Annotated in this window: 16 protein-coding genes, 8 tRNA genes and 2 pseudogenes; 2 read left to right on the top strand and 24 right to left on the bottom strand. The window is 43.9% G+C overall.

Annotation, left to right across the window (positions count from 1 at the left end; translation table 11 throughout):
• Window positions 1-23 precede the first annotated feature (23 nt).
• Window positions 24-1,025, bottom strand: a complete 1,002-nt coding sequence (locus C7R92_RS11040; protein ID WP_106834286.1) for a sensor histidine kinase — start codon at window positions 1,023-1,025, stop codon at window positions 24-26.
• A complete protein-coding gene (locus tag C7R92_RS11035) occupies window positions 1,018-1,704 on the bottom strand; it encodes a response regulator transcription factor (protein ID WP_017247084.1) in 687 nt (228 codons plus the stop codon). The genes C7R92_RS11040 and C7R92_RS11035 overlap by 8 nt, the downstream gene beginning before the upstream one ends.
• A gap of 414 nt (window positions 1,705-2,118) precedes the next feature.
• Between C7R92_RS11035 and C7R92_RS11030 the strand changes: the two genes are divergently transcribed.
• A complete protein-coding gene (locus C7R92_RS11030) occupies window positions 2,119-2,508 on the top strand; it encodes a hypothetical protein (protein WP_106834285.1) in 390 nt (129 codons plus the stop codon).
• Window positions 2,509-2,898: 390 nt separating this feature from the next.
• Here C7R92_RS11030 and C7R92_RS11025 read toward each other — a convergent pair whose 3' ends face one another.
• From C7R92_RS11025 to sigW, 13 genes and pseudogenes are all read right to left on the bottom strand, one after another.
• Window positions 2,899-3,411: a GNAT family N-acetyltransferase gene (locus tag C7R92_RS11025; protein ID WP_106834284.1), complete on the bottom strand. Its 513-nt coding sequence runs from the start codon at window positions 3,409-3,411 to the stop codon at window positions 2,899-2,901.
• Window positions 3,412-4,433: 1,022 nt separating this feature from the next.
• On the bottom strand, window positions 4,434-4,946 hold the full coding sequence (locus tag C7R92_RS11015) for an SMI1/KNR4 family protein (protein ID WP_106834282.1): 513 nt from the start codon (window positions 4,944-4,946) through the stop codon (window positions 4,434-4,436).
• Window positions 4,947-4,967: 21 nt separating this feature from the next.
• The gene (locus tag C7R92_RS32845) at window positions 4,968-5,111 is read right to left on the bottom strand and encodes an HNH endonuclease (RefSeq protein WP_279629816.1); all 144 of its coding nucleotides are present in this window, start codon (window positions 5,109-5,111) and stop codon (window positions 4,968-4,970) included.
• 101 nt (window positions 5,112-5,212) lie between these two features.
• Window positions 5,213-5,944 carry a hypothetical protein gene (locus tag C7R92_RS11005; RefSeq protein ID WP_106834280.1) on the bottom strand — a complete coding sequence of 244 codons (732 nt, stop codon included), beginning with the start codon at window positions 5,942-5,944 and terminating at the stop codon, window positions 5,213-5,215.
• Window positions 5,945-6,078: 134 nt separating this feature from the next.
• Window positions 6,079-6,240, bottom strand: coding sequence for an aspartyl-phosphate phosphatase Spo0E family protein (locus C7R92_RS32840; protein ID WP_244195719.1), 162 nt, complete (start codon window positions 6,238-6,240; stop codon window positions 6,079-6,081).
• 350 nt (window positions 6,241-6,590) lie between these two features.
• A pseudogene (locus tag C7R92_RS10995) lies at window positions 6,591-8,000 on the bottom strand (helix-turn-helix domain-containing protein).
• Window positions 8,001-8,645: 645 nt separating this feature from the next.
• Window positions 8,646-9,005 (bottom strand): annotated as a pseudogene (locus C7R92_RS10990) (PDDEXK family nuclease); the annotation flags it as partial.
• A 257-nt stretch (window positions 9,006-9,262) separates the two neighbouring features.
• Complete coding sequence (gene glmS, locus C7R92_RS10985; RefSeq protein WP_106834278.1) at window positions 9,263-11,095, bottom strand: glutamine--fructose-6-phosphate transaminase (isomerizing); 1,833 nt, start codon at window positions 11,093-11,095, stop codon at window positions 9,263-9,265.
• Between the two features lie 482 nt (window positions 11,096-11,577).
• Entirely contained in the window at window positions 11,578-12,924 is a 1,347-nt protein-coding gene (gene glmM / locus C7R92_RS10980) for a phosphoglucosamine mutase (RefSeq protein WP_069852817.1), read from the bottom strand.
• Window positions 12,925-12,967: 43 nt separating this feature from the next.
• Complete coding sequence (locus tag C7R92_RS10975; RefSeq protein ID WP_017247074.1) at window positions 12,968-14,215, bottom strand: CdaR family protein; 1,248 nt, start codon at window positions 14,213-14,215, stop codon at window positions 12,968-12,970.
• The gene (gene cdaA / locus C7R92_RS10970) at window positions 14,208-15,032 is read right to left on the bottom strand and encodes a diadenylate cyclase CdaA (protein WP_017247073.1); all 825 of its coding nucleotides are present in this window, start codon (window positions 15,030-15,032) and stop codon (window positions 14,208-14,210) included. The genes C7R92_RS10975 and cdaA overlap by 8 nt, the downstream gene beginning before the upstream one ends.
• A 105-nt stretch (window positions 15,033-15,137) precedes the next feature.
• The gene (locus C7R92_RS10965; RefSeq protein ID WP_069852820.1) at window positions 15,138-15,761 is read right to left on the bottom strand and encodes a zf-HC2 domain-containing protein; all 624 of its coding nucleotides are present in this window, start codon (window positions 15,759-15,761) and stop codon (window positions 15,138-15,140) included.
• A gap of 17 nt (window positions 15,762-15,778) precedes the next feature.
• Complete coding sequence (gene sigW / locus C7R92_RS10960) at window positions 15,779-16,342, bottom strand: RNA polymerase sigma factor SigW (protein WP_016742677.1); 564 nt, start codon at window positions 16,340-16,342, stop codon at window positions 15,779-15,781.
• Between the two features lie 170 nt (window positions 16,343-16,512).
• Here sigW and C7R92_RS10955 point away from each other — a divergent pair, with 170 nt between their 5' ends.
• On the top strand, window positions 16,513-16,671 hold the full coding sequence (locus C7R92_RS10955) for an aspartyl-phosphate phosphatase Spo0E family protein (RefSeq protein ID WP_017247071.1): 159 nt from the start codon (window positions 16,513-16,515) through the stop codon (window positions 16,669-16,671).
• A gap of 93 nt (window positions 16,672-16,764) precedes the next feature.
• Here C7R92_RS10955 and rocF read toward each other — a convergent pair whose 3' ends face one another.
• The 9 genes from rocF to C7R92_RS10910 all read right to left on the bottom strand — a co-directional run bounded on the left by rocF (window position 16,765) and on the right by C7R92_RS10910 (window position 18,601).
• Entirely contained in the window at window positions 16,765-17,661 is an 897-nt protein-coding gene (gene rocF, locus C7R92_RS10950) for an arginase (protein WP_026042930.1), read from the bottom strand.
• 171 nt (window positions 17,662-17,832) lie between these two features.
• Window positions 17,833-17,906 (bottom strand) — tRNA-Gly (locus C7R92_RS10945).
• Window positions 17,907-17,915: 9 nt separating this feature from the next.
• Window positions 17,916-17,992, bottom strand: a tRNA-Pro gene (locus C7R92_RS10940).
• 5 nt (window positions 17,993-17,997) lie between these two features.
• Window positions 17,998-18,074, bottom strand: a tRNA-Arg gene (locus C7R92_RS10935).
• A gap of 20 nt (window positions 18,075-18,094) precedes the next feature.
• A tRNA-Lys gene (locus C7R92_RS10930) sits at window positions 18,095-18,170 on the bottom strand.
• A gap of 6 nt (window positions 18,171-18,176) precedes the next feature.
• A tRNA-Gln gene (locus tag C7R92_RS10925) sits at window positions 18,177-18,251 on the bottom strand.
• A 21-nt stretch (window positions 18,252-18,272) separates the two neighbouring features.
• Window positions 18,273-18,357 (bottom strand) — tRNA-Tyr (locus tag C7R92_RS10920).
• An 8-nt stretch (window positions 18,358-18,365) separates the two neighbouring features.
• A tRNA-Val gene (locus C7R92_RS10915) sits at window positions 18,366-18,441 on the bottom strand.
• An 86-nt stretch (window positions 18,442-18,527) separates the two neighbouring features.
• Window positions 18,528-18,601 (bottom strand) — tRNA-Glu (locus C7R92_RS10910).
• Between the last annotated feature and the right edge of the window lie 82 nt (window positions 18,602-18,683).

Raw genomic sequence — 18,683 nt, 5'->3', positions numbered from 1 at the left:
GTTCAATCTTACAATTTTGTCATCTAAATCATTTGCTTGTAGAATTTGATTTTGAATGCTGTGCCTACACCAATCTGGCTTTCCATAAACACATCGGCGTTTTGGCTTTGCAAGATTGTTTTTGACATTGCTAGCCCTATTCCAATACTATCCGCTCCAGCATTCTTCCCTTTATAAAATCGTTCAAAAATGTGTGGAGCATCTTCCGGGCTAATCCCCTCACCACTGTCGGCGATGACAATTTGTGTATACAATGGTGTTTCTTCACACGAAATAGCAAGACGTCCCCCGACCGGCGTATGCTCAATCCCGTTTTTAATTACGTTCAAAATGGCTTCTACCGTCCAGTTTTCATCTCCATACACGAAAAGGTCTTCTTTACAGGAAAAAGAAAGCTCCTGATTTTTTAATTCCATGGGGACAAGGAGTGGTTCTAATGCCTTGTTTATCATCTTTTTGACAGATACGGATTCCTTCTTGAAAATAACGCTCTGCACATCGATTTTGGACAGCTTGAGCAATGAAGTCACGAGCCATTCAATACGCTTCAGCTGATTGATAATCTTGCCTAAGAACTCCTCCCTCTTGTCTTTTGGCAGACTCGGGTTGTTTAACAAATCAGCCATGACAAACATGGAGGCAAGTGGCGTTTTTAGTTGATGGGAGATGTTCGAAAGAGTATCTGCCAAGTATTGTTTGTCCTTTTTCAGAAGAGTAGACTGCTCAGACAACGTTAATGTGACTTTATAAATATCATTTTTCAGAATGCTCAATTCACCCTCAACGTTATCCCTAATATCCATCGTGGGTTGACCTGAATAGACAGAAGCCAAATAATAAGCGAGCTTACTGATGTCCTGATAGCGTTTGCGGGTAAACAGGAAAAAACAGGAAAGGAGCAGAAATACCATGGCAATCGCCACAATCCCCGCTTTCCAATCGATTATCCAAAGAATCGTGATCCCAATGACGGAAATAAGCACGCTATACATACATAACTTCCGTATTTCTTTGTTTTTAAGCATGACTTCCACTCATTCGATAGCCAAGCCCGCGTACGGTTTCTATCACTTTGGGATTCTGGCTATCATCCTCCAACTTTTCTCGAAGCCGCTTAATGTAGACAGAAAGGGTATTGTCATTGATAAAGTTACCATCTAGATCCCAAATGCCCTCTAACAACTGATTTCTAGACAGAACTTGCCCTCTATTATTTATGAATGCCAACAGTAAACGGTATTCTAAAGCAGTCAGCATCACTTCCTCGGTTCCTTTGTACACTTTAGCCAGTTTCGTATTTACGACAACATTTCCAATCTTCACTTTGTCAGTCGGGGTATGGTCTTTTTGATAGTGCCTAAGGGATGACTTCATTCGGCTAATCAGCTCCCGAATACGAAACGGTTTTGTGATATAGTCGTCTGCCCCCATATCTAACCCCCGAACCACATTGATTTCATCATCACACGCCGTCAAGAAGATGACAGGTGCCTCCTGATTTTCTTTTACATATTCACAAATCTCATAGCCATTACCATCTGGCAAAGTTAGATCCAGTAAATAAATATCAAAACGTTGTTGCTTGATTGTTTCAATTGCAGTTTGTTTCCCTTCACAAAGAACGACTTCATAACCCTCACTGGAAAGCGAATAGTGCAAACCATCTGCAATGGTCTTGTCATCTTCTACTACTAAAACCTTCAATGTGAATCCTCCCCTGGTTTCAAAATATCTATATACTGTTGATCTACGAAACACATCGTAACCCAATGTAAAAACAAGAATCGTATGTTACGTTGATTGAGCCATATAGTCATTATTGCCGATGTTATTTGTTATTAGTTCAATTTACTTAATTGGTAAGATACTTTGCAAGTTTGGAATAAGGTCGTACAAAAAAGCGAAATGGATTTAGATGATCTTGAAATACTTCAAAATGAATTAATGAACTGAAAAGACACATTTAGTATTAACAAAAGTCGTGCAGAACGAGTAGTTGATCAAGATGGGTATTCATTTTATGATGAAGGTGCGCATATCAAGCTGGGACAACTTGCCAATCTCCCCCATTACCATATGACAGAAGAGGGAAATTTAAATAAGGTTGGTGTGACAGTAATGAAGAATGAAAGTCAACCATACACTGATTTTAGAGAAATGTACCGCGATATCGATTTCGCAGCAGAAGCTTACTACAACGAGTATTTCCATGCCTACAAGACGGATGGGCGATTCCCCGAAGTATATACGCTCGAGCAAACGAAAAGAGCTTCTAGTGCCATCCAACTTCTTCAACTCTTAGAATGGGAATGGAACCCGGTTCGTTTACTGGCATTACTATCGACAGTAGGTGCTGCCCTAGGAATCGGACGCCCTATACCTGTTTATGATTTTTGTTCAATGATTGAAGGTGCGGCGCTAATAGGTTCTCCATATGTAGACTACTATATTGAAAAGAAAGACATTCTTATCGCTACGTTGGAGATGTTTGCAAATGAGGAACCATAGAAGTTAAAAAGTACGTTATACCGTTAAACCCCGCCTCGACTCTGATAGAGCTTGTGGCGGGGTTTGGCAATTGCAGAAGAGTGCCTAATTTGCACTCCGGTAAATTTATGGCTTGAAAATAAAAATAAGCCGAGGAAAAACAGATGTGCATACCTGAATTTCACTCGACTTATTAACATGACTTTAATCGCAAAGAAAAACTTTATACTCTTTACCAAGTCTAATGTAAATTTACTTACTCTAATGTCAACGAACACACAAGGTGTTCGTTGATAATAATGTTTTAGACTGACCATAACAAATGAAACAGCGGCGACCGAAGACCTGAAAATAAAGTCTTAGACTCACCGATGTTTTATTCAGCTATCGTTATCCGATAGTTGAAGACCGTTAGTTCCACTCTTCCTTCAAAATAGCGTAGTAATATTCATCCCACCATTCATTTTCATGGGGAATACATTTCTTGAAATACCCTTCTCGTCTCATTCCAATCTTCTCCATAACCCGATATGATGGAAAATTCTCTGGCTGACAAGTTGCAATTATTCGATGTAAATTCAGTTCCTCGAATCCATATTTCAATATGGCTAATGCTGCTTCAGAAGCGTAACCTTGATTGTGAAAGCTGGGATTGAACACCCACCCAATTTCATATGTATGCTCACCAAAATATTTATGAAAAACAATATGACCTATAAGCTTTCCATTATCCTTTAATACAACAGGGAAATTTTGGGCTTGTTCGCCGATGTTTTTCTTTATAAATTCTTTGACTGTCTCTTTGTTATAAACTCCTTCAGGTATATATTTCATAACACTTATGTTCGCAGTATATTCAAGAACTGTTGACCAATCCTCTAATTCAAAACTTCGGATTATCAATCTATCCGTAGTTACATACATTGCTTTCCCTCCAACCTTCAATAGCGAATACTGCCCGTTCGTATTATGTGATCAACTCTCGTGCTATCCCCTCGCATATCTGAGGGGACCGTTTTGAGCTATCCGTGATTTCATTAGCATATCAATATACAACAGCCTAAAATTAATACGGGAATAACATACAATTCTGGTTGGGTAAACACATGATACCAGGTTGACCCAATAGACCATAGTACTCCTGCAACAATTGAAACAATTTTCCTTTTCAAAGGAAAATTTCTAATATACTTATGAACGAACAAAGTACTACCTGCAATGATGAAATGAATTAAACTACACGAAAAAGCAAGTGCCATCAAGAGGGTTCCCGCGTCTAACCAATATTCTGGTGTGTTTACTAGTGTCGCTGTATACGCTAGTAGGCCCAATAATGCTCCCAATTAGATTAGAAAAAAGCTTTACTCCTTTGTAATCCTCCGTCAGGTCTATTTCTCTCCGTGCTTCAGCTTTCAACATAGAACCCCTTCCTTTCACCTGATATATTCCTTAATTATCCAATACGATGGAAAGATTCAAAAGTTCCAATAATCCGCAGAGCTCGGCTTGCCATACGATTTCCACATTTCCTTCTCCTATCTTAGAATGACTGCAACTACTCTGCATTTTTCCAAACAATAGTGCCAAGCTTTATTTCATGTTTTATCTCACAATTAGGGGTAGTACCAGCGTCGCTGATACCACCCGCAAACGCATGTAATAATATGGAAACTAGTCGTTATTCTCTACAAGGGGGGTACCGCCAACCAAATGCGAAATTTGTACGGTAAGACCTTAGCGATCATGTAATTAACTATAGTGCCGTCAGCAAAACGCGAAATTCCCACGTTAACAAAACCAGCGTAGCTGTCACAGCTGACGAAACAACTAGAAAACTAGAGAAGTCCCTCAAAAACGTTGATGTATGAAGGGTTTCGATATTAAAAAGAGGGGTGTCTCTCAGCCGAAAAAATCGACTTTTGAAACAGCCCCTTCTTTATTTCCACTTACCCAGTCCAAAACTCTGTTCCTTGAGCAATTATTAATCTTTCGAACCAAGTTTCAAAATTCATCTTCATAGTTGATCCATTTTCTGGATTAACATCATCATCATGATCAAAGCGAACTAAATAATGCGCTTTTCCTTCTTTTACACGATTTGAATCAATAAAGATATAGTCACCATTGCTCACAGAGATTGGATACCAATGTTTAGGCATATAATCAAGATGATTGTGTATAATTTTCTCTAGGCTTAATAGCTCATATCCACCTCCATATTTTGTGTCCCGGAAGAGCCTAGCTCCATTGTGTATTTGTATGAATTTTTGGAAATCTGCTGGTACGCTCCATCCTGTAACTCTTGTAAATTTTTCTATCTCAGAATCAGTTGCTGGAGTATTAAATGAAAAAGCTGCTTGATACACATCCCCTCGTAGATTTTGCACCAACAGTGTGTTGTCTTTATCAAGCCGACTTTTCAATCCCTCTAGTGCCATTAAGCAAATATTTCCTTCCAAAAACAGATCTCCTTTCCTGCTTTAGTAGTCATCTCCATCTGGTATGTACTTACCATAAGATGCCCACCAAGGGGTAACTTCCTGCCTATGAAAATCCTCTGGTAATGGAATCAAGTTGTCAAAGTCATTGTACCCACCATAAGCCAATGGAATAATATGGTGGATATCTACATCGCTCCAATTAAAATTTGGTACACCATATTTATTCTCATACCATTTAATATATTCCTTCCTAACTCCTGGATCTCTCGCTGGGATTTAGGAAGTCAAGCGAGGTCTGCTTCATCAGGCTCAAACATTTTTATTCTACTATGAGCGTCTCTATACTTAGGATATTCGATACCCTTTTTGTTAAGCAAAAATTCTTTTCCTACCTTATGGTCTGCATCGGTTTTCCCATTGGGCCATGTTGCTAATGACGTGCTTACAGTCCGCCAAAAATTTGTATCTGCAATGCTGACTGGATCGCTTACTTTCATTGCTCTTTTTTTTATTTCGGGAGCTGTAAAGGTGTAGTGAAAAACATCTTCATCACGGTATGATCGTTTCCGATTAGTTGAAGACTCCAATGTTACTTTCCTGGTAATCATTGCCACCCTGGCAACATTGATATCCTCAATTTCTATATACGAAACGATTTCTTTGTTTCGTTCATCTATTATCAGACCCGCTACAAGTTTAACACCTGAACCTCCTGTTTTTGAACGTAGGGAGACTTCCTCATCTGTATTTTCTTCCAGATGTAACTCCTGAACATCATGCTCTGATATTTCGAAATTCTTGTCTAGTTTTTCTCCGGTTTCATCTTCAAGTTCTTCTATTGCCGCTAGATGAATTGAAGAAAGTTCCTCTGCGCTTAAAAGTTCACCTATACCAGAATCAATAGTAAGTTCAATTTCCGTTGAAGGAAGTTTTTTTAGTTCACCTCTTTCTATTCTTTCTTCGATGTTTTCGTTAGAATTTTCCGCATACGAACCAGATGGACTTATTAAGAGCACAACGAAAGCGAGTAAAGTTAGAAGTATTTCTTCACTTAATTATCCTCCTAACATTTAATTTGGTGCGTTCTTTTACATGTTTTTCTTCTATGAATCTACCTGTTCTAAGGGGATGACGCTAGATTTTTCCCTTACTACGCTTGTTCACATTCTTTCTTCATCATTTTTGATTGAATGACTAGAATGTATTGATCCAATCGTTGGCTTAATTCCACGACGTCTTCATGCAACAAATCATTCTTCTCTAAAAACAGTTCCACCAGTTGTTCCCGCAATTTTTCCACAATGGTTTTCAAATGTTCTATATCCTGATTAGTTCCTCCTTCCCGATCTAAAGGTAGCGTGGTACATTTACTTGTAGGAGCTGTAACTGCTCCTCTTGTGGGCGTTCCTTTAACCTGGTGAAGGGGTGGGACGCCCTTTTTATAGGCAATAGCTCCTATGGTTATCACCTCCCATTTTATTACAATAAAGTACATTTATAACTATATACTAACATTCAGGAAGTGGGCGGTTGATAAAATTTGAATAGTAAAAAAATCATCCTCAAAAGAGGATGATTACCTTCGGTGGTTACCCACCAACACCGTGTTCATATTGTATAACGGTTTCTTTAGGAATTGCTGTTTGGCTACTCGTGACGCTGCTACACAGTCCCAAAACTAAAGCTATTGATAGCAAAATCGACCTCTTCATTTCGTATCCCCTCCATGATTCGCTTGTACTCCCTTGTTTGTTGATCTGTTGCATGTGATCGGAAAGCTTCGAATAGTGTAACGCAACGTATGAAGCCACTGTCATTCTTCATGATAGTCGATAAAACCAAGCAGTGTAAAGTATCCTCCATTCCGCTCACGTACTGGCCATTGTGAAGTCGATACATAGCTAGCTCATATCGAAAACGAAAATAACGATCTGTCTGGATGAGGTTATCGTAATCGTTAAAATTATTAATTTGACTTGAAAATTGTCTGAGAATCCCATCCACTAAAAATCCATGTTTATTGGCCGATTCCATAATGGCTATTAGGCCAGAAAGGATCTCTTTTGGGTGATCGATAAGAAAACGAGTGTAAGTAGGCAGAACATCGATGTCACCCAAGAGGACATCCAACGTATAGCGATTAGCCGTTGCCCACAGTCGAAACTTGTCTACCTCTACACGTCCTGTTTCATCCAATAGTTCAAACCCACTCAGATCAGCATAACCAGAGATATAATCCTTCGCTTCTTCGTACAATCCTTGCTTTTCCAGGGCAGCACTCTTCAAAAGGAATCCCTGACCGTAGTATACAACTAAATGCCGCTCTGTCTTCAGCGGAAGGATTTTTCTGTTGATTTTTCGCCCACGCAACTCATTCTGATAAACAGCAGTTGCCAACTCTCTTAGCTCATCTGCATAACGCTCTACTTCCTTCCATTTGTGAAGCGAAAAGCATACATTGGCAAGCTGTAATAGGGCATCTAATTGATAGTTTTCCGGCAGTCTCTTTCGATATGGATCAAATTGTATGACAGCCCCCCAATTTTTCTCGGAATCGGTACCTTGTACAGCTCGAAATAATCGATACTGTGCGATGACAAAGCGCTCATTGTGACTGTTTTTATCCGTATCAATGACGAGCTGATAAAAAAGAACAGACTCCTTACGTTTCCCTTTAGTAAAGAGTTGCTCGGCTACCAGAAAGAGAATGGATGTATTTTTCTGATTGTCCAGTAGCTTCGAGACAATCGAATCAATACAATCCCGCCGACCAATTTCCGCGCACCGAACCAGGTAGGGGATAACCCTTGATCGCGACACCCTTCCTTCCACAAAACACTCTGCCGCGTACAATTCGTACAGCCACCCTTAAGATTGCTCAAACGCATGAGCAAATGCATCCAAGTGACCAATCGTCATTGCCCGGGGTGGAATTCGATTTAAGAGGTCGCTCAATACTCCCTGATTAATACCTGTTATCTCGCTAAGTCTAGTCAGTGTGTAACCACGTTCTTTCAGATGATGTTCAATCTCTGATCGTAATGATCGTTGAACTGTCTTACCTTCCCCCATATTACATCTACTCCTCCTTAACACAAGAAACACCAAACTTCCTATATTTTACAGAAGGCTCGAACAAATGTAAATATTTTACAAAAAGCTATCACCCTTCAAGATTTGCCGAAACAATGACATTAGGCGGAGCGCTCTGGTATCGCATGCACAGCGTATTCTCCTGAATTGGTGCTATTTGCTTGATCCAATCCAAGATGATGAATACCATTTTTCATTCCATCGCAACGTTCAGCAGAGGGATCGTGCGGCTTCTACTTTGGATTCTACTGAAGGAGGTCACCACGAGAACGCCACTAAATTATGCGTTTAAAATTGACGGACGTAAGGCTTCTCTATTAATATTTCTGTCCAAATTGATTCTACTTATGGTTGTAATGTGATTGTTGGATGTTCGGGTGCAAAACGCTGAACAGACGAAAAGGCCTTACCTGGGGGCTCTTCTCTCTCAGGTGAGGCCTTTTCTCTTAAAAAAGAATAGGATTTTCTTTTCTAGTGTTAATGATAATACCTATGTAGCGATATAAAAAATCGACTAGTTCTCCATCTCTTGAGAGAAACGAACGATTTCATGCAACGATTTATTTCAACAGGTAACAGCGTTATCCTGCACGTTAGTTTAACGACCCAAGTCTAAAACTTGTTAATTAGAATATCTGTAGTCATCACGACCGGCTCTCCCGTATGTCGAATCATGGGATGCTTCACACCGATTTCCTCTGCAATTATCATTGTTTCCTCAAGTGGAAGAAGAGGATACTGTTCCCTTATATCAGTGACCTCATCAGAAAAATCAAGGATGTAGAAGTAATCTCTTTCGAGGTCCGACATAAATTCATGCCGTCGATTGGTTGTCCATCCTTTACCGCGAGTTGCTCTGCCATCAGATGGAACATCTTGTATCTCCAGCCAAGGCAAATAGTCTTTACCGATTCCTTGACCTCTACCTTCTTTTATATATTTTTCGATCTTGGCACCAGTAATTTGCCGTTTGCGCTTGGCCATTTGCTCACTCCTAACTCATATTCAAAAATAAAAAAGGAGCCACCCGAAGGCAGCCCCAAAATGGAGTCATGATGTAAGTCTATGCTGTAAGATCTGTTGACGTAATAGTAGAGCCGTTACTACCATAATAGCCCATTTACTCAGTCTAATACATTATTTTCACAGTCTACAACATTATTTTCTTAGTCTAATACTTTATTTTCTGAGTCTAAAACATTATTTTCATCGAACAAAAAGGATGTTCTTATTCTTCTACCCTACTCAACCGTCACACTCTTCGCCAAGTTCCGTGGTTTATCCACGTCAAGGCCACGAGCGACAGAAGCGTAGTAAGCAAGCAATTGCAATGGAATGACGGTCAGAATCGGTGTGAGCATTGGCAGTGTGGCTGGCATGTAAATGACCTCATCCACACTCTTCGCCAGGTCGTGGTTGCCTTCAGTCGCAAAGCCCAGTACATGAGCGCCGCGAGCTTTTACTTCCACGATGTTGCTTACCGTTTTTTCGTAGATGTCTGGTTGCGTAGCCAAAGCTACAACTGGAACATTATCTTCAATCAGCGCAAGTGTACCGTGCTTCAGCTCACCTGCTGGATACGCCTCGGAGTGAATGTAGGAGATTTCCTTCAGCTTCAGAGAGCCTTCCAGCGATACCGCATAGTCGAGGCTGCGGCCGATGAAGAACAGGCTGCTTACCTCTTTTGTGCCCTCTGCAAAGCGACGAATTTGATCATCGTCATTCAGCATGGAAGCGATTTTGCCAGGGATCTCGCTCAGGTGCTCAACAACCTCAGCAACCTCAGCAGCCGCCATGGTGCCTTTTACTTGAGCCAGATACAGGCTGAACAAGTACAGGGCAACGACTTGGGAGGTGTATGCTTTCGTAGATGCTACCGCTACTTCTGGGCCCGCCCACGTAAAGATCACTTCGTCAGCTTCACGAGCTACAGAGCTGCCTACCACGTTGGTGATAGCCAATACCTTCACGTTGCTCTTCTTCGCCTCACGCAGCGCAGCCAGCGTGTCTGCTGTCTCACCAGATTGGCTGATGACGATCATCAGTGTCTTGTCTGTGTAGATCGGATCACGGTAACGGAACTCGGAAGCGACTGCTACCTCTACAGGTACGCGAGTCCATTTTTCGATAACATCCTTACCGACGAGACCTGCGTGCATAGAAGTACCGCATGCCACGATGTAGATGCGATCGTACGTCGCCAGCTCCACATCGCTCATTTTCAGCTCAGGCAAAATCACTCGCTTGTTGTCCTCGTCAATGCGGGCACCCATGGTATCGCGAACAGCTTGAGGCTGCTCGTGCATTTCCTTGAGCATAAAGGAATCATATCCGCCTTTTTCCGCTTGTACCAGATCCCACTCGACATGGAACAGTTCCCGCTCGATTTTCTCGCCGGTCTCTGCGTTCATCAGTTCCACACCATCGCGAGTCAATACAGCCATTTCGCCTTCGTTCAAAATGTACACGTCACGTGTATGCTCCAAAATAGCCGGGATATCGGAACCGATAAAGCTCTCGCCTTGACCCACACCAACTACCAACGGGCTAGCCAAACGAATCGCTACCAGCTTATCTGGCTCGTGCTCTGTCATGATTCCCAATGCATAGGCACCACGCATGCGTTGAACAGCACGACGCGCTGTAGAAACGATATCGCCGTCGTACATGTCAGCGAGCAAGTGAGCGATAACCTCGGTATCTGTCTCAGAAGTGAACGTGTAGCCTTTTTCCAGCAGCTCTTCTTTCAATGGCAGGAAGTTTTCGATGATCCCGTTGTGAACGACTGCAAAAGCCGATTTCTCGTCTGTGTGTGGGTGGGAGTTCTCGTCAGACGGTTTTCCGTGTGTCGCCCAACGCGTATGCCCGATTCCCATAGAACCAGCTAATGGATTCGACTCCAAACGACCTTCGAGAACAGCCAGTCGACCCTGAGCTTTTGAGTACTCCAATCCGTTTGCATTCACGACAGCGACCCCTGCTGAATCATAGCCGCGATACTCCAGCTTGCGAAGTCCTCCGATCACGATGTCTTGCGCTTGTTTATTTCCAATATATCCAACGATTCCGCACATAAGTGTATGGTCCCCTTCCAATTTGGCGAGGGACTTCGACCCGAACAATGGTACGGGGGTGAGTCCCCCGCCATTCCATGTTTTTTATATGATCATTCTGTTTCATCTATTTCGGCAATGGCAAAAAACATATCACACGCAAGGTTTTGTCCATCAGATCACCCTGATGTTTTGTCCCTGCGCTCTGCGGCAGTGATACTGCTGCCGGGAGGTATCCGCCGAATGCTTCGATAAACCTCCACCTCGTCCACTGGGCTCCATGTCGGGCAGCCTCAGTGCTGGCGCTTTTCAATGGTATGCATTTGATTTACGATGCTTGTTCTTTTTTGCACAATCCCTCCCAATTTTTTCTTTCTTGGTGCTAGCGCACATAAACACTGTACCACAGATTGTGGAGAGCGACAATATCTCGTCGTCGTATTTTAGTTGTATGCAAAAGGGAGCGGCATCGAAACCGCTCCCTGCTACTTTTTACACTAATTTTACACCAGTTCTTGTTTAACCACGTCAACAATCCGATTCACGAGCCCTTCCAACTGAGCCGCATCTGGACCTTCTGCCATGACACGTACGATTGGCTCTGTTCCGGACGGACGAACCAGAACGCGACCATTGCCAGCCAAATCTTCTTCCACTTCACGAATCGCCTGCGCAATCGCTTCATTGCCATTCAGCTTTGACTTGTCCTCTACACGGACATTGATCAGAAGCTGCGGATACTTGACCATCACCTGTTTGAGCTCGGACAACGGCTTGCCAGACTCCTTGATGATGTTCAAGAGCTGCAAACCAGTTAACAGACCGTCTCCTGTCGTATTGTAGTCCAGGAAGACGATATGACCGGATTGTTCGCCACCGAGATTATAGCCGCCGCGCAGCATCTCTTCAACTACATAGCGATCCCCTACAGCAGTCTTCGTCGTATTGATGGAGCACTCTTCCATCCCTTTAAAGAAGCCCATGTTGGCCATTACTGTCGTGACAACTGTATTGTTGTTGAGCTTTCCTTTTGCCTTGAGTGCTCGTGCACAGACCGCCATAATATAGTCGCCGTCGATGATTTCACCAGTATTATCTACTGCAATGCAGCGATCCGCATCCCCATCAAAGGAAAGACCCAGGTCAGCTTTATGCTTCAATACTTCTTCTACTAGACGTTCAGGATGCGTTGACCCGCACTGGTCATTGATGTTGATTCCATTCGGATTCGCACCAATCGTGATCACTTCAGCGTCCACATCCGCAAACAGACGAGCTGCCAATGATGAGACAGCACCATTTGCACAGTCCAGGACTACTTTCAGACCGTCAAATCGCTCAGATACGGTACTCTTCAAGTGAGAGAGGTACTTTTGTCCACCCTCAAGGAATTCCAGAACCGTCCCGATTTGTTCGCCTGTTGGTCGAGGCAAAGTGTCCTCTGCCGCGTCCAAATACTGTTCTACTTCAGCTTCCACTTCGTCGGACAGTTTAAAACCGTTGCTGCCGAAGAACTTGATTCCGTTATCCGGAAACGGATTGTGAGAGGCGGAGATCATAACACCCGCATCTGCACCAAGTGCACGTGTGAGATACGCTACCCCCGAGGTAGAGATAACACCCAATCTGACCACTTCTGCTCCAACCGATAACAGTCCAGCCAAAAGTGCGTTTTCCAGCATTTGTCCGGAAATGCGCGTATCGCGCCCAATCACCACTTTTGGTTTCCCTTCCTGCTTGTGTCTGGTGAGAACGTAACCGCCAACGCGTCCGATTTTAAATGCCAGTTCGGGTGTCAGTTGTGTATTTGCTACACCGCGTACACCGTCTGTTCCGAAATACTTCCCCATGATTGTCCCTCATTTCCTTCCTTGTGCACACAACAGCTTATGTCTACCTTTGCTTGTTCGTGATTTGAATTGTGACCTTTCTAGGTGCGCCCGCAGAAGTCTTGATATACTCCGACTGATTGAAGATGTAATTCAATGGTACTTCGTATACACCCGCCGGCATATTGCTGACATCTGCTACGACCTGCAAGTCTTCATGCCTCAACTGATTCAGCACGTCTGGTGCGCCGATCACGTCGAAGTCGATTGTAGACATCTCCTGGCCATCGGTGGATAGTACCTTTGCTTCCATGCTTTCTGATAGCCCGCTAATGCGAATCGGAATTTTATCCAAACGCTTGGTCGTTGATGGAACGACTTTCAGCGATACGGTCACATACTCCGGCTCGACCTTCACAATATTATCCATTAACGGTATCTTTAACTCTATGTCGCGATCTGATGTAATGTTGCCGAGATCGATTTCCGGGCCTGGGTATGTGTTGGATTTGATGCCATCAATGACTTCCTTCGGTCCATAGACCGTGACCTCTTCCACATTCATACCCATACTAGCCAAACTATAGCCATTTGGTAATTCATTCGTCAAGTTTAATTTGATTGGCACTTTGGCAAACGGACTCGTTACGGGGATGTTCACTTCTACCGTAAGTGGCACCACATCCGCCCCTTGAATCACGTTACCAGACTTGTCCACGACTTTGAGCGGAACCGTTGTCTTGATTGCCGAAGTAGCCCCTTCCAAGTCAACCGAAGCCTTAACTGCTGCTACCTTATTCACTTGGCTTTCAGGTACCCTTACAAGCGCCCTAAACGGCTTCACAATAGGCTCTCCAGCCGTGTAACCAGGGGCGACCTGTCCCAATTTCTCCACGGAAACTTCACGCTCAACGGTCTTTTTCTCTTCCAATGTAATTTCCACGATATTCGGGATGATCCCTACCTTGACTTCATCCGGGAATCCTTTGTACTGGACAGGTACACGATGTGTTCCTTTTCCCAGGCTTGTCGCATCGACATACACTTCCCACGATTCCTCTGGGAAGAAATTGTGTCGATAAAAAGGATTATTGCTTTCCAAGGCGACCTTTACCGTTCGTTGCTGCTTGACCACCTGATAACGATCGGTATCGTATCTCACATGCAAATTGACACTATCAATAAAAGTTGGCTGACTTGCCTCAGGAGTCGTCGTTTGTTCTGCTTCCAGATTGACAATCATCCATGTCATGATAGCCAAAAGCAACGCAACAGCACGTGCAAACCAGTGACTGTTTAACCATTTATCCATGTTTTCGCCTCCATTGCCAACGACTTCCCATGGATTTGCCTTTGGACAGAGGCTGAAGCTGTTCTGTCAGCATCTCTGCCAGTTGCGCCTCCGTCAGATTGCGATTCATTGCTCCATGCGCGGCAAAGGACACCTGACCAGTCTCTTCGGATACGATGATCGCAATGCCATCGGAAACCTCACTTAACCCTATTGCCGCACGATGGCGCGTCCCCAACTCCTTGGAGATGGAATTGTTTTCAGACAGTGGAAGATAACAGGCAGCAGCCATAATCATGTCTTTTCGCATAATGACTGCACCATCATGCAACGGTGTATTCGGGATGAAAATATTAATCAACAGCTCTGAGCTGACTCGCCCGTTAATGCCAATACCCGTTTCCACGTAGTCATTTAGACCCGTCTCTCTCTCAATGACGATCAATGCACCAATACGACGCTTGGCCATGTACGTAACTGATTTGCCCACCTCTTGAACCAAGCGGCTAACAGCCTCGTCATCCTGCGTACTGCTTGAACGGGAAAAAAGCTTGCCTCGACCAAGCTGCTCCAGTGCTCGACGCAACTCCGGTTGGAAGATGATGACGACTGCCAAAACCCCGAATGTAAAAGCTTGATTCATCAGCGCGTGCAGTGCCGTCAGCTGAAAATATTTGCTAAGGAACCATGTGATGACGATGACCATAATCCCCTTCAGCAATTGTACAGCGCGCGTCCCGCGAATAAGCATAATGATTTTATAGAACACGTATGTAACGAGTAAAATATCCGTTGCATACCGTAGCAAATCCCCATATTCCATGGATATCGATATCATAACGAAGCCCCCATATCTCGCTCCATCTAATGAAGTCAGTCTATCTCCTGCGGAAAAAGCACGGCTCCACTGCCGTGCTCTGATAGCTGTACTCTCTATTTTCTCTTATGGCAAGATCGGAAGCAAGTCATTTCCAATATTTTTCACCTCATACCAAATCCAATCTACGATTGCTTCGATTGATTCGGTATTTCCCACGACTTGGGCGGTCGATGCCACGAACACTTTTCCTTCAATAGCCACAACATTTCCTGTTACATGGCCTTGAACATCTACGTTTCCGTTGCGGACAACCAAGTCTCCATTAATATTGGTTCCTGCTGGTACAACTACGACATTGCGTTCACGATCTATTTTTAATTTATCCAAATTAGCAGAGGATACCTGTAAAGTGTCATCCCGGTCAAACCAACTGTTGAATACGCTGCCGGTCATCAAAAAGAGAAATACCGCTGCAGCTGTCAAAAACGGATGATTTCGAAGCCATCCTGATAACAGATTCGCTTTTGTCGGCGCAGGCAATTGCGCAAGTACACGAGCTGTAAAATCAGAAGAGACATGAATATGTGAAGCGCTTTGAACAAACGCGATGGCTCTCTGCAACTCATGCATATGCTGGCGACAATTCACACAAGACTGTATGTGTGTTTGCAATTGCAGATTGGCTAATTCATCAGTGTCCCCATCTAAATATTCGTGGATGAGGCAAATCATATCCCGGCATTCCATCGTGATTTTCTCCTTTCTCACATCAATCGCAACTTGCTGCGTAATGCTTCCCTTCCTCGGTGAATACGCGTCTTGATTGTCGTTATGGGAAGCTTTACGATATCGCTGATCTCCTGCAACGACAAATCCTCAATATAACGCAAGATCATAATCGAGCGATATTTGGGCTGTAAATGAGACAAAGCATCTTGCACCGTCTCCTGCAGCTCCTGCGTTACGACTTTGTCTTCCGGTGTTCGCTCGTTAGAAGACAGGCGTGAATACCAGTCCAGGCCTTGCCCTGGTTCGGTTTCTTCATCCAATGAAAAGTCAGGTCGTTTTTTCCGGCCACGGTCGATACATAGATTGGTCGCGATCCTGTAGATCCACGTGGAGAACTTATAGCTGTCATCGTATGAATGCAAATTGGCATAGACACGCAAAAATGTTTCTTGCGCGATGTCCTCTGCATCCTGACGGTTTCCCACCATACGATATGCGAGCTGAAATATCTTGTCTTTATAAATCTCGATTAACTCCGCAAAAGCTTCACGGTCTCCGCGTTTTGCCCGCTGAGTCAACCGTTTCTCTACAAAATCCATGCGATCCTCCCCACAATACCGTAATCCTATATACGGATGATACTGCATATGGTTTCATTTTTTATCTTGTGTTTGTGCGGATAATTTGTTGGGAAATAGAGGAATAAGCGTTTTGCTTTCCTCTATATATAAGTAATGATAGCTCATTTATCTCACGGGTGGAAAGGAGAGTGCAACGATTGTCAAAAAAAGACGTTCTCCTCGAGATTGAGATGCTGCGAAAAGAACTCAACGAACAGTACAAAAAACAAGCCTGCATTACTCCAGAATTAGTTACGCTAAGTGTACAACTGGACCAGCTATTAAATAAACTTCGTCTCCATCCTTAGAATGTACCGCTTTCCCCTATCAATGTAAAGATGCGGAAAAACAAAAAAAGAGGGCCAAAAGCCTCTCTTTTTTCATGATGATCTTCATTTATTTTACAGTAATTTATCGCCAAAAACGGAACTCATTAAAGCGACTGCAACGCGAGCTGTCATGTTTTCTCGGTCAAGAATCGGGTTGACCTCTACGAATTCTGCCGAACAAAGAATATCTGCATCTGCCAGCATTTCCAATGAGACATGCCCTTCACGATAGGAGATACCACCTATTACTGGCGTCCCTACTCCCGGAGCATCGTGTGGATCAAGTCCATCCAAATCGAGACTCAAATGCACGCCATCTGTGTTTTTGGACACATGCGCGATTGCTTCATCCATGACTCGAGCCATACCCAATTTATCAATTTCATGCATGGTGAAAACCTTCATTCCAATACGCTTGATCAATTCACGCTCACCTTGATCCAGATCACGCGCACCGATGATGACCACGTTTTCTGCTTGTACCTTTGGTGTATATCCCCCAATGCTCGTCAGACGCTCATGCCCATAACCCAAGCTCGCTGCCAAAGGCATACCATGAATATTTCCCGATGGAGAAGTGGCACCCGTATTCAGATCACCATGAGCATCAAACCAAATCACGCCCAGGTTTTTTACGTGCTTAGCCACACCTGCAATGGTTCCAAGGGCAATGCTGTGATCGCCCCCCAATACGAGTGGGAATCGACCAGCAGTCATGATATCGCTTACAACATTGGCAAGCTTTTCATTGGCTTCCACGACTTCATCCAGGTATTTATGGTTTTCCGTCTCGGTGAAGTGATGAGGGCGCGTTACAAAAATATCTCCTCGGTCTTCAATATTGAAACCCATCTTTTCAAGGCGTGCTACCACACCTGCATAACGGATAGCGCTAGGTCCCATATCAACTCCGCGGCGGTCTGCACCTAGATCCATCGGTACACCAACAATGCTCATGTTTTTGTTCATAGAAGTGCCACCCTTTCCTTCGTTCATTCATTCTCTACCCCTATATTGTAGCCCCGGAAAGCAAAATGACTCAACTCGACATGATTTTGCATAAATAACCTGTCGGACAAGCTTTGTCAAAAACACAAAAAAACGAGCAACCATTTCGGTTTCTCGTTTCTAGTAAGCATATGGAGCGGGTGATGGGAATCGAACCCACGCGACCAGCTTGGAAGGCTGGAGTTCTACCATTGAACTACACCCGCATATAAAAATGGTCGGGAAGACAGGATTCGAACCTGCGACCCCTTGGTCCCAAGCCAAGTACTCTACCAAGCTGAGCTACTTCCCGATAAGTGGCGTGCCCTGAGAGATTCGAACTCCCGACCTTTTGATTCGTAGTCAAACGCTCTATCCAGCTGAGCTAAGGGCACCTATTATGATTTTAAAAAACTGGTGAGCCATGAAGGACTCGAACCTTCGACCCTCTGATTAAAAGTCAGATGCTCTACCAACTGAGCTAATGGCTCGCAAAATGGCTGGGGTACTAGGATTTGAACCTAGGAATGACGGAGTCAAAGTCCGTTGCCTTACCGCTTGGCTATACCCCAACAACCCGCAAAATAAAAAAATGGTGGGGAGAGACGGATTCGAACCGCCGAACCCGGAGGGAGCAGATTTACAGTCTGCCGTGTTTAGCCACTTCACTATCTCCCCATTTTTTATGGTGGAGGCTGACGGGATCGAACCGCCGACCCTCTGCTTGTAAGGCAGATGCTCTCCCAGCTGAGCTAAGCCTCCAAATCCCTGACAAAGTGACGAGTATGCTGCTTAGCATACTCTGAGAACTTTGCAGGTACCTTAACCATTGTTAAGGCGTTTTTAGGTGACCCGTAGGGGATTCGAACCCCTGTATGACAGCGTGAAAGGCTGCTGTGTTAAACCGCTTCACCAACGGGCCATTTTCATAAGATTACTTCTGGTGCTCCCGACAGGAATCGAACCTGCGACCTCTTCCTTACCATGGAAACGCTCTACCGACT

The organism is Brevibacillus porteri, from assembly GCF_003013475.1.
Classification (GTDB): domain Bacteria; phylum Bacillota; class Bacilli; order Brevibacillales; family Brevibacillaceae; genus Brevibacillus; species Brevibacillus porteri.
Note: the sequence above shows the minus strand (reverse complement) of the source record. Positions and strands in the feature narration are given on the sequence as shown.

Excerpts from the sequence above, each read along its gene's own strand:
- C7R92_RS11040 (WP_106834286.1), bottom strand. The coding sequence starts at position 1,025 with ATGCTTAAAAACAAAGAAATACGGAAGTTATGTATGTATAGCGTGCTT.
- C7R92_RS11030 (WP_106834285.1), top strand. The coding sequence starts at position 2,119 with ATGAAGAATGAAAGTCAACCATACACTGATTTTAGAGAAATGTACCGC.
- C7R92_RS11025 (WP_106834284.1), bottom strand. The coding sequence starts at position 3,411 with ATGTATGTAACTACGGATAGATTGATAATCCGAAGTTTTGAATTAGAG.
- glmS (WP_106834278.1), bottom strand. The coding sequence starts at position 11,095 with ATGTGCGGAATCGTTGGATATATTGGAAATAAACAAGCGCAAGACATC.
- glmM (WP_069852817.1), bottom strand. The coding sequence starts at position 12,924 with ATGGGGAAGTATTTCGGAACAGACGGTGTACGCGGTGTAGCAAATACA.
- C7R92_RS10975 (WP_017247074.1), bottom strand. The coding sequence starts at position 14,215 with ATGGATAAATGGTTAAACAGTCACTGGTTTGCACGTGCTGTTGCGTTG.
- cdaA (WP_017247073.1), bottom strand. The coding sequence starts at position 15,032 with ATGATATCGATATCCATGGAATATGGGGATTTGCTACGGTATGCAACG.
- C7R92_RS10965 (WP_069852820.1), bottom strand. The coding sequence starts at position 15,761 with ATGGAATGCCGGGATATGATTTGCCTCATCCACGAATATTTAGATGGG.
- sigW (WP_016742677.1), bottom strand. The coding sequence starts at position 16,342 with ATGGATTTTGTAGAGAAACGGTTGACTCAGCGGGCAAAACGCGGAGAC.
- rocF (WP_026042930.1), bottom strand. The coding sequence starts at position 17,661 with ATGAACAAAAACATGAGCATTGTTGGTGTACCGATGGATCTAGGTGCA.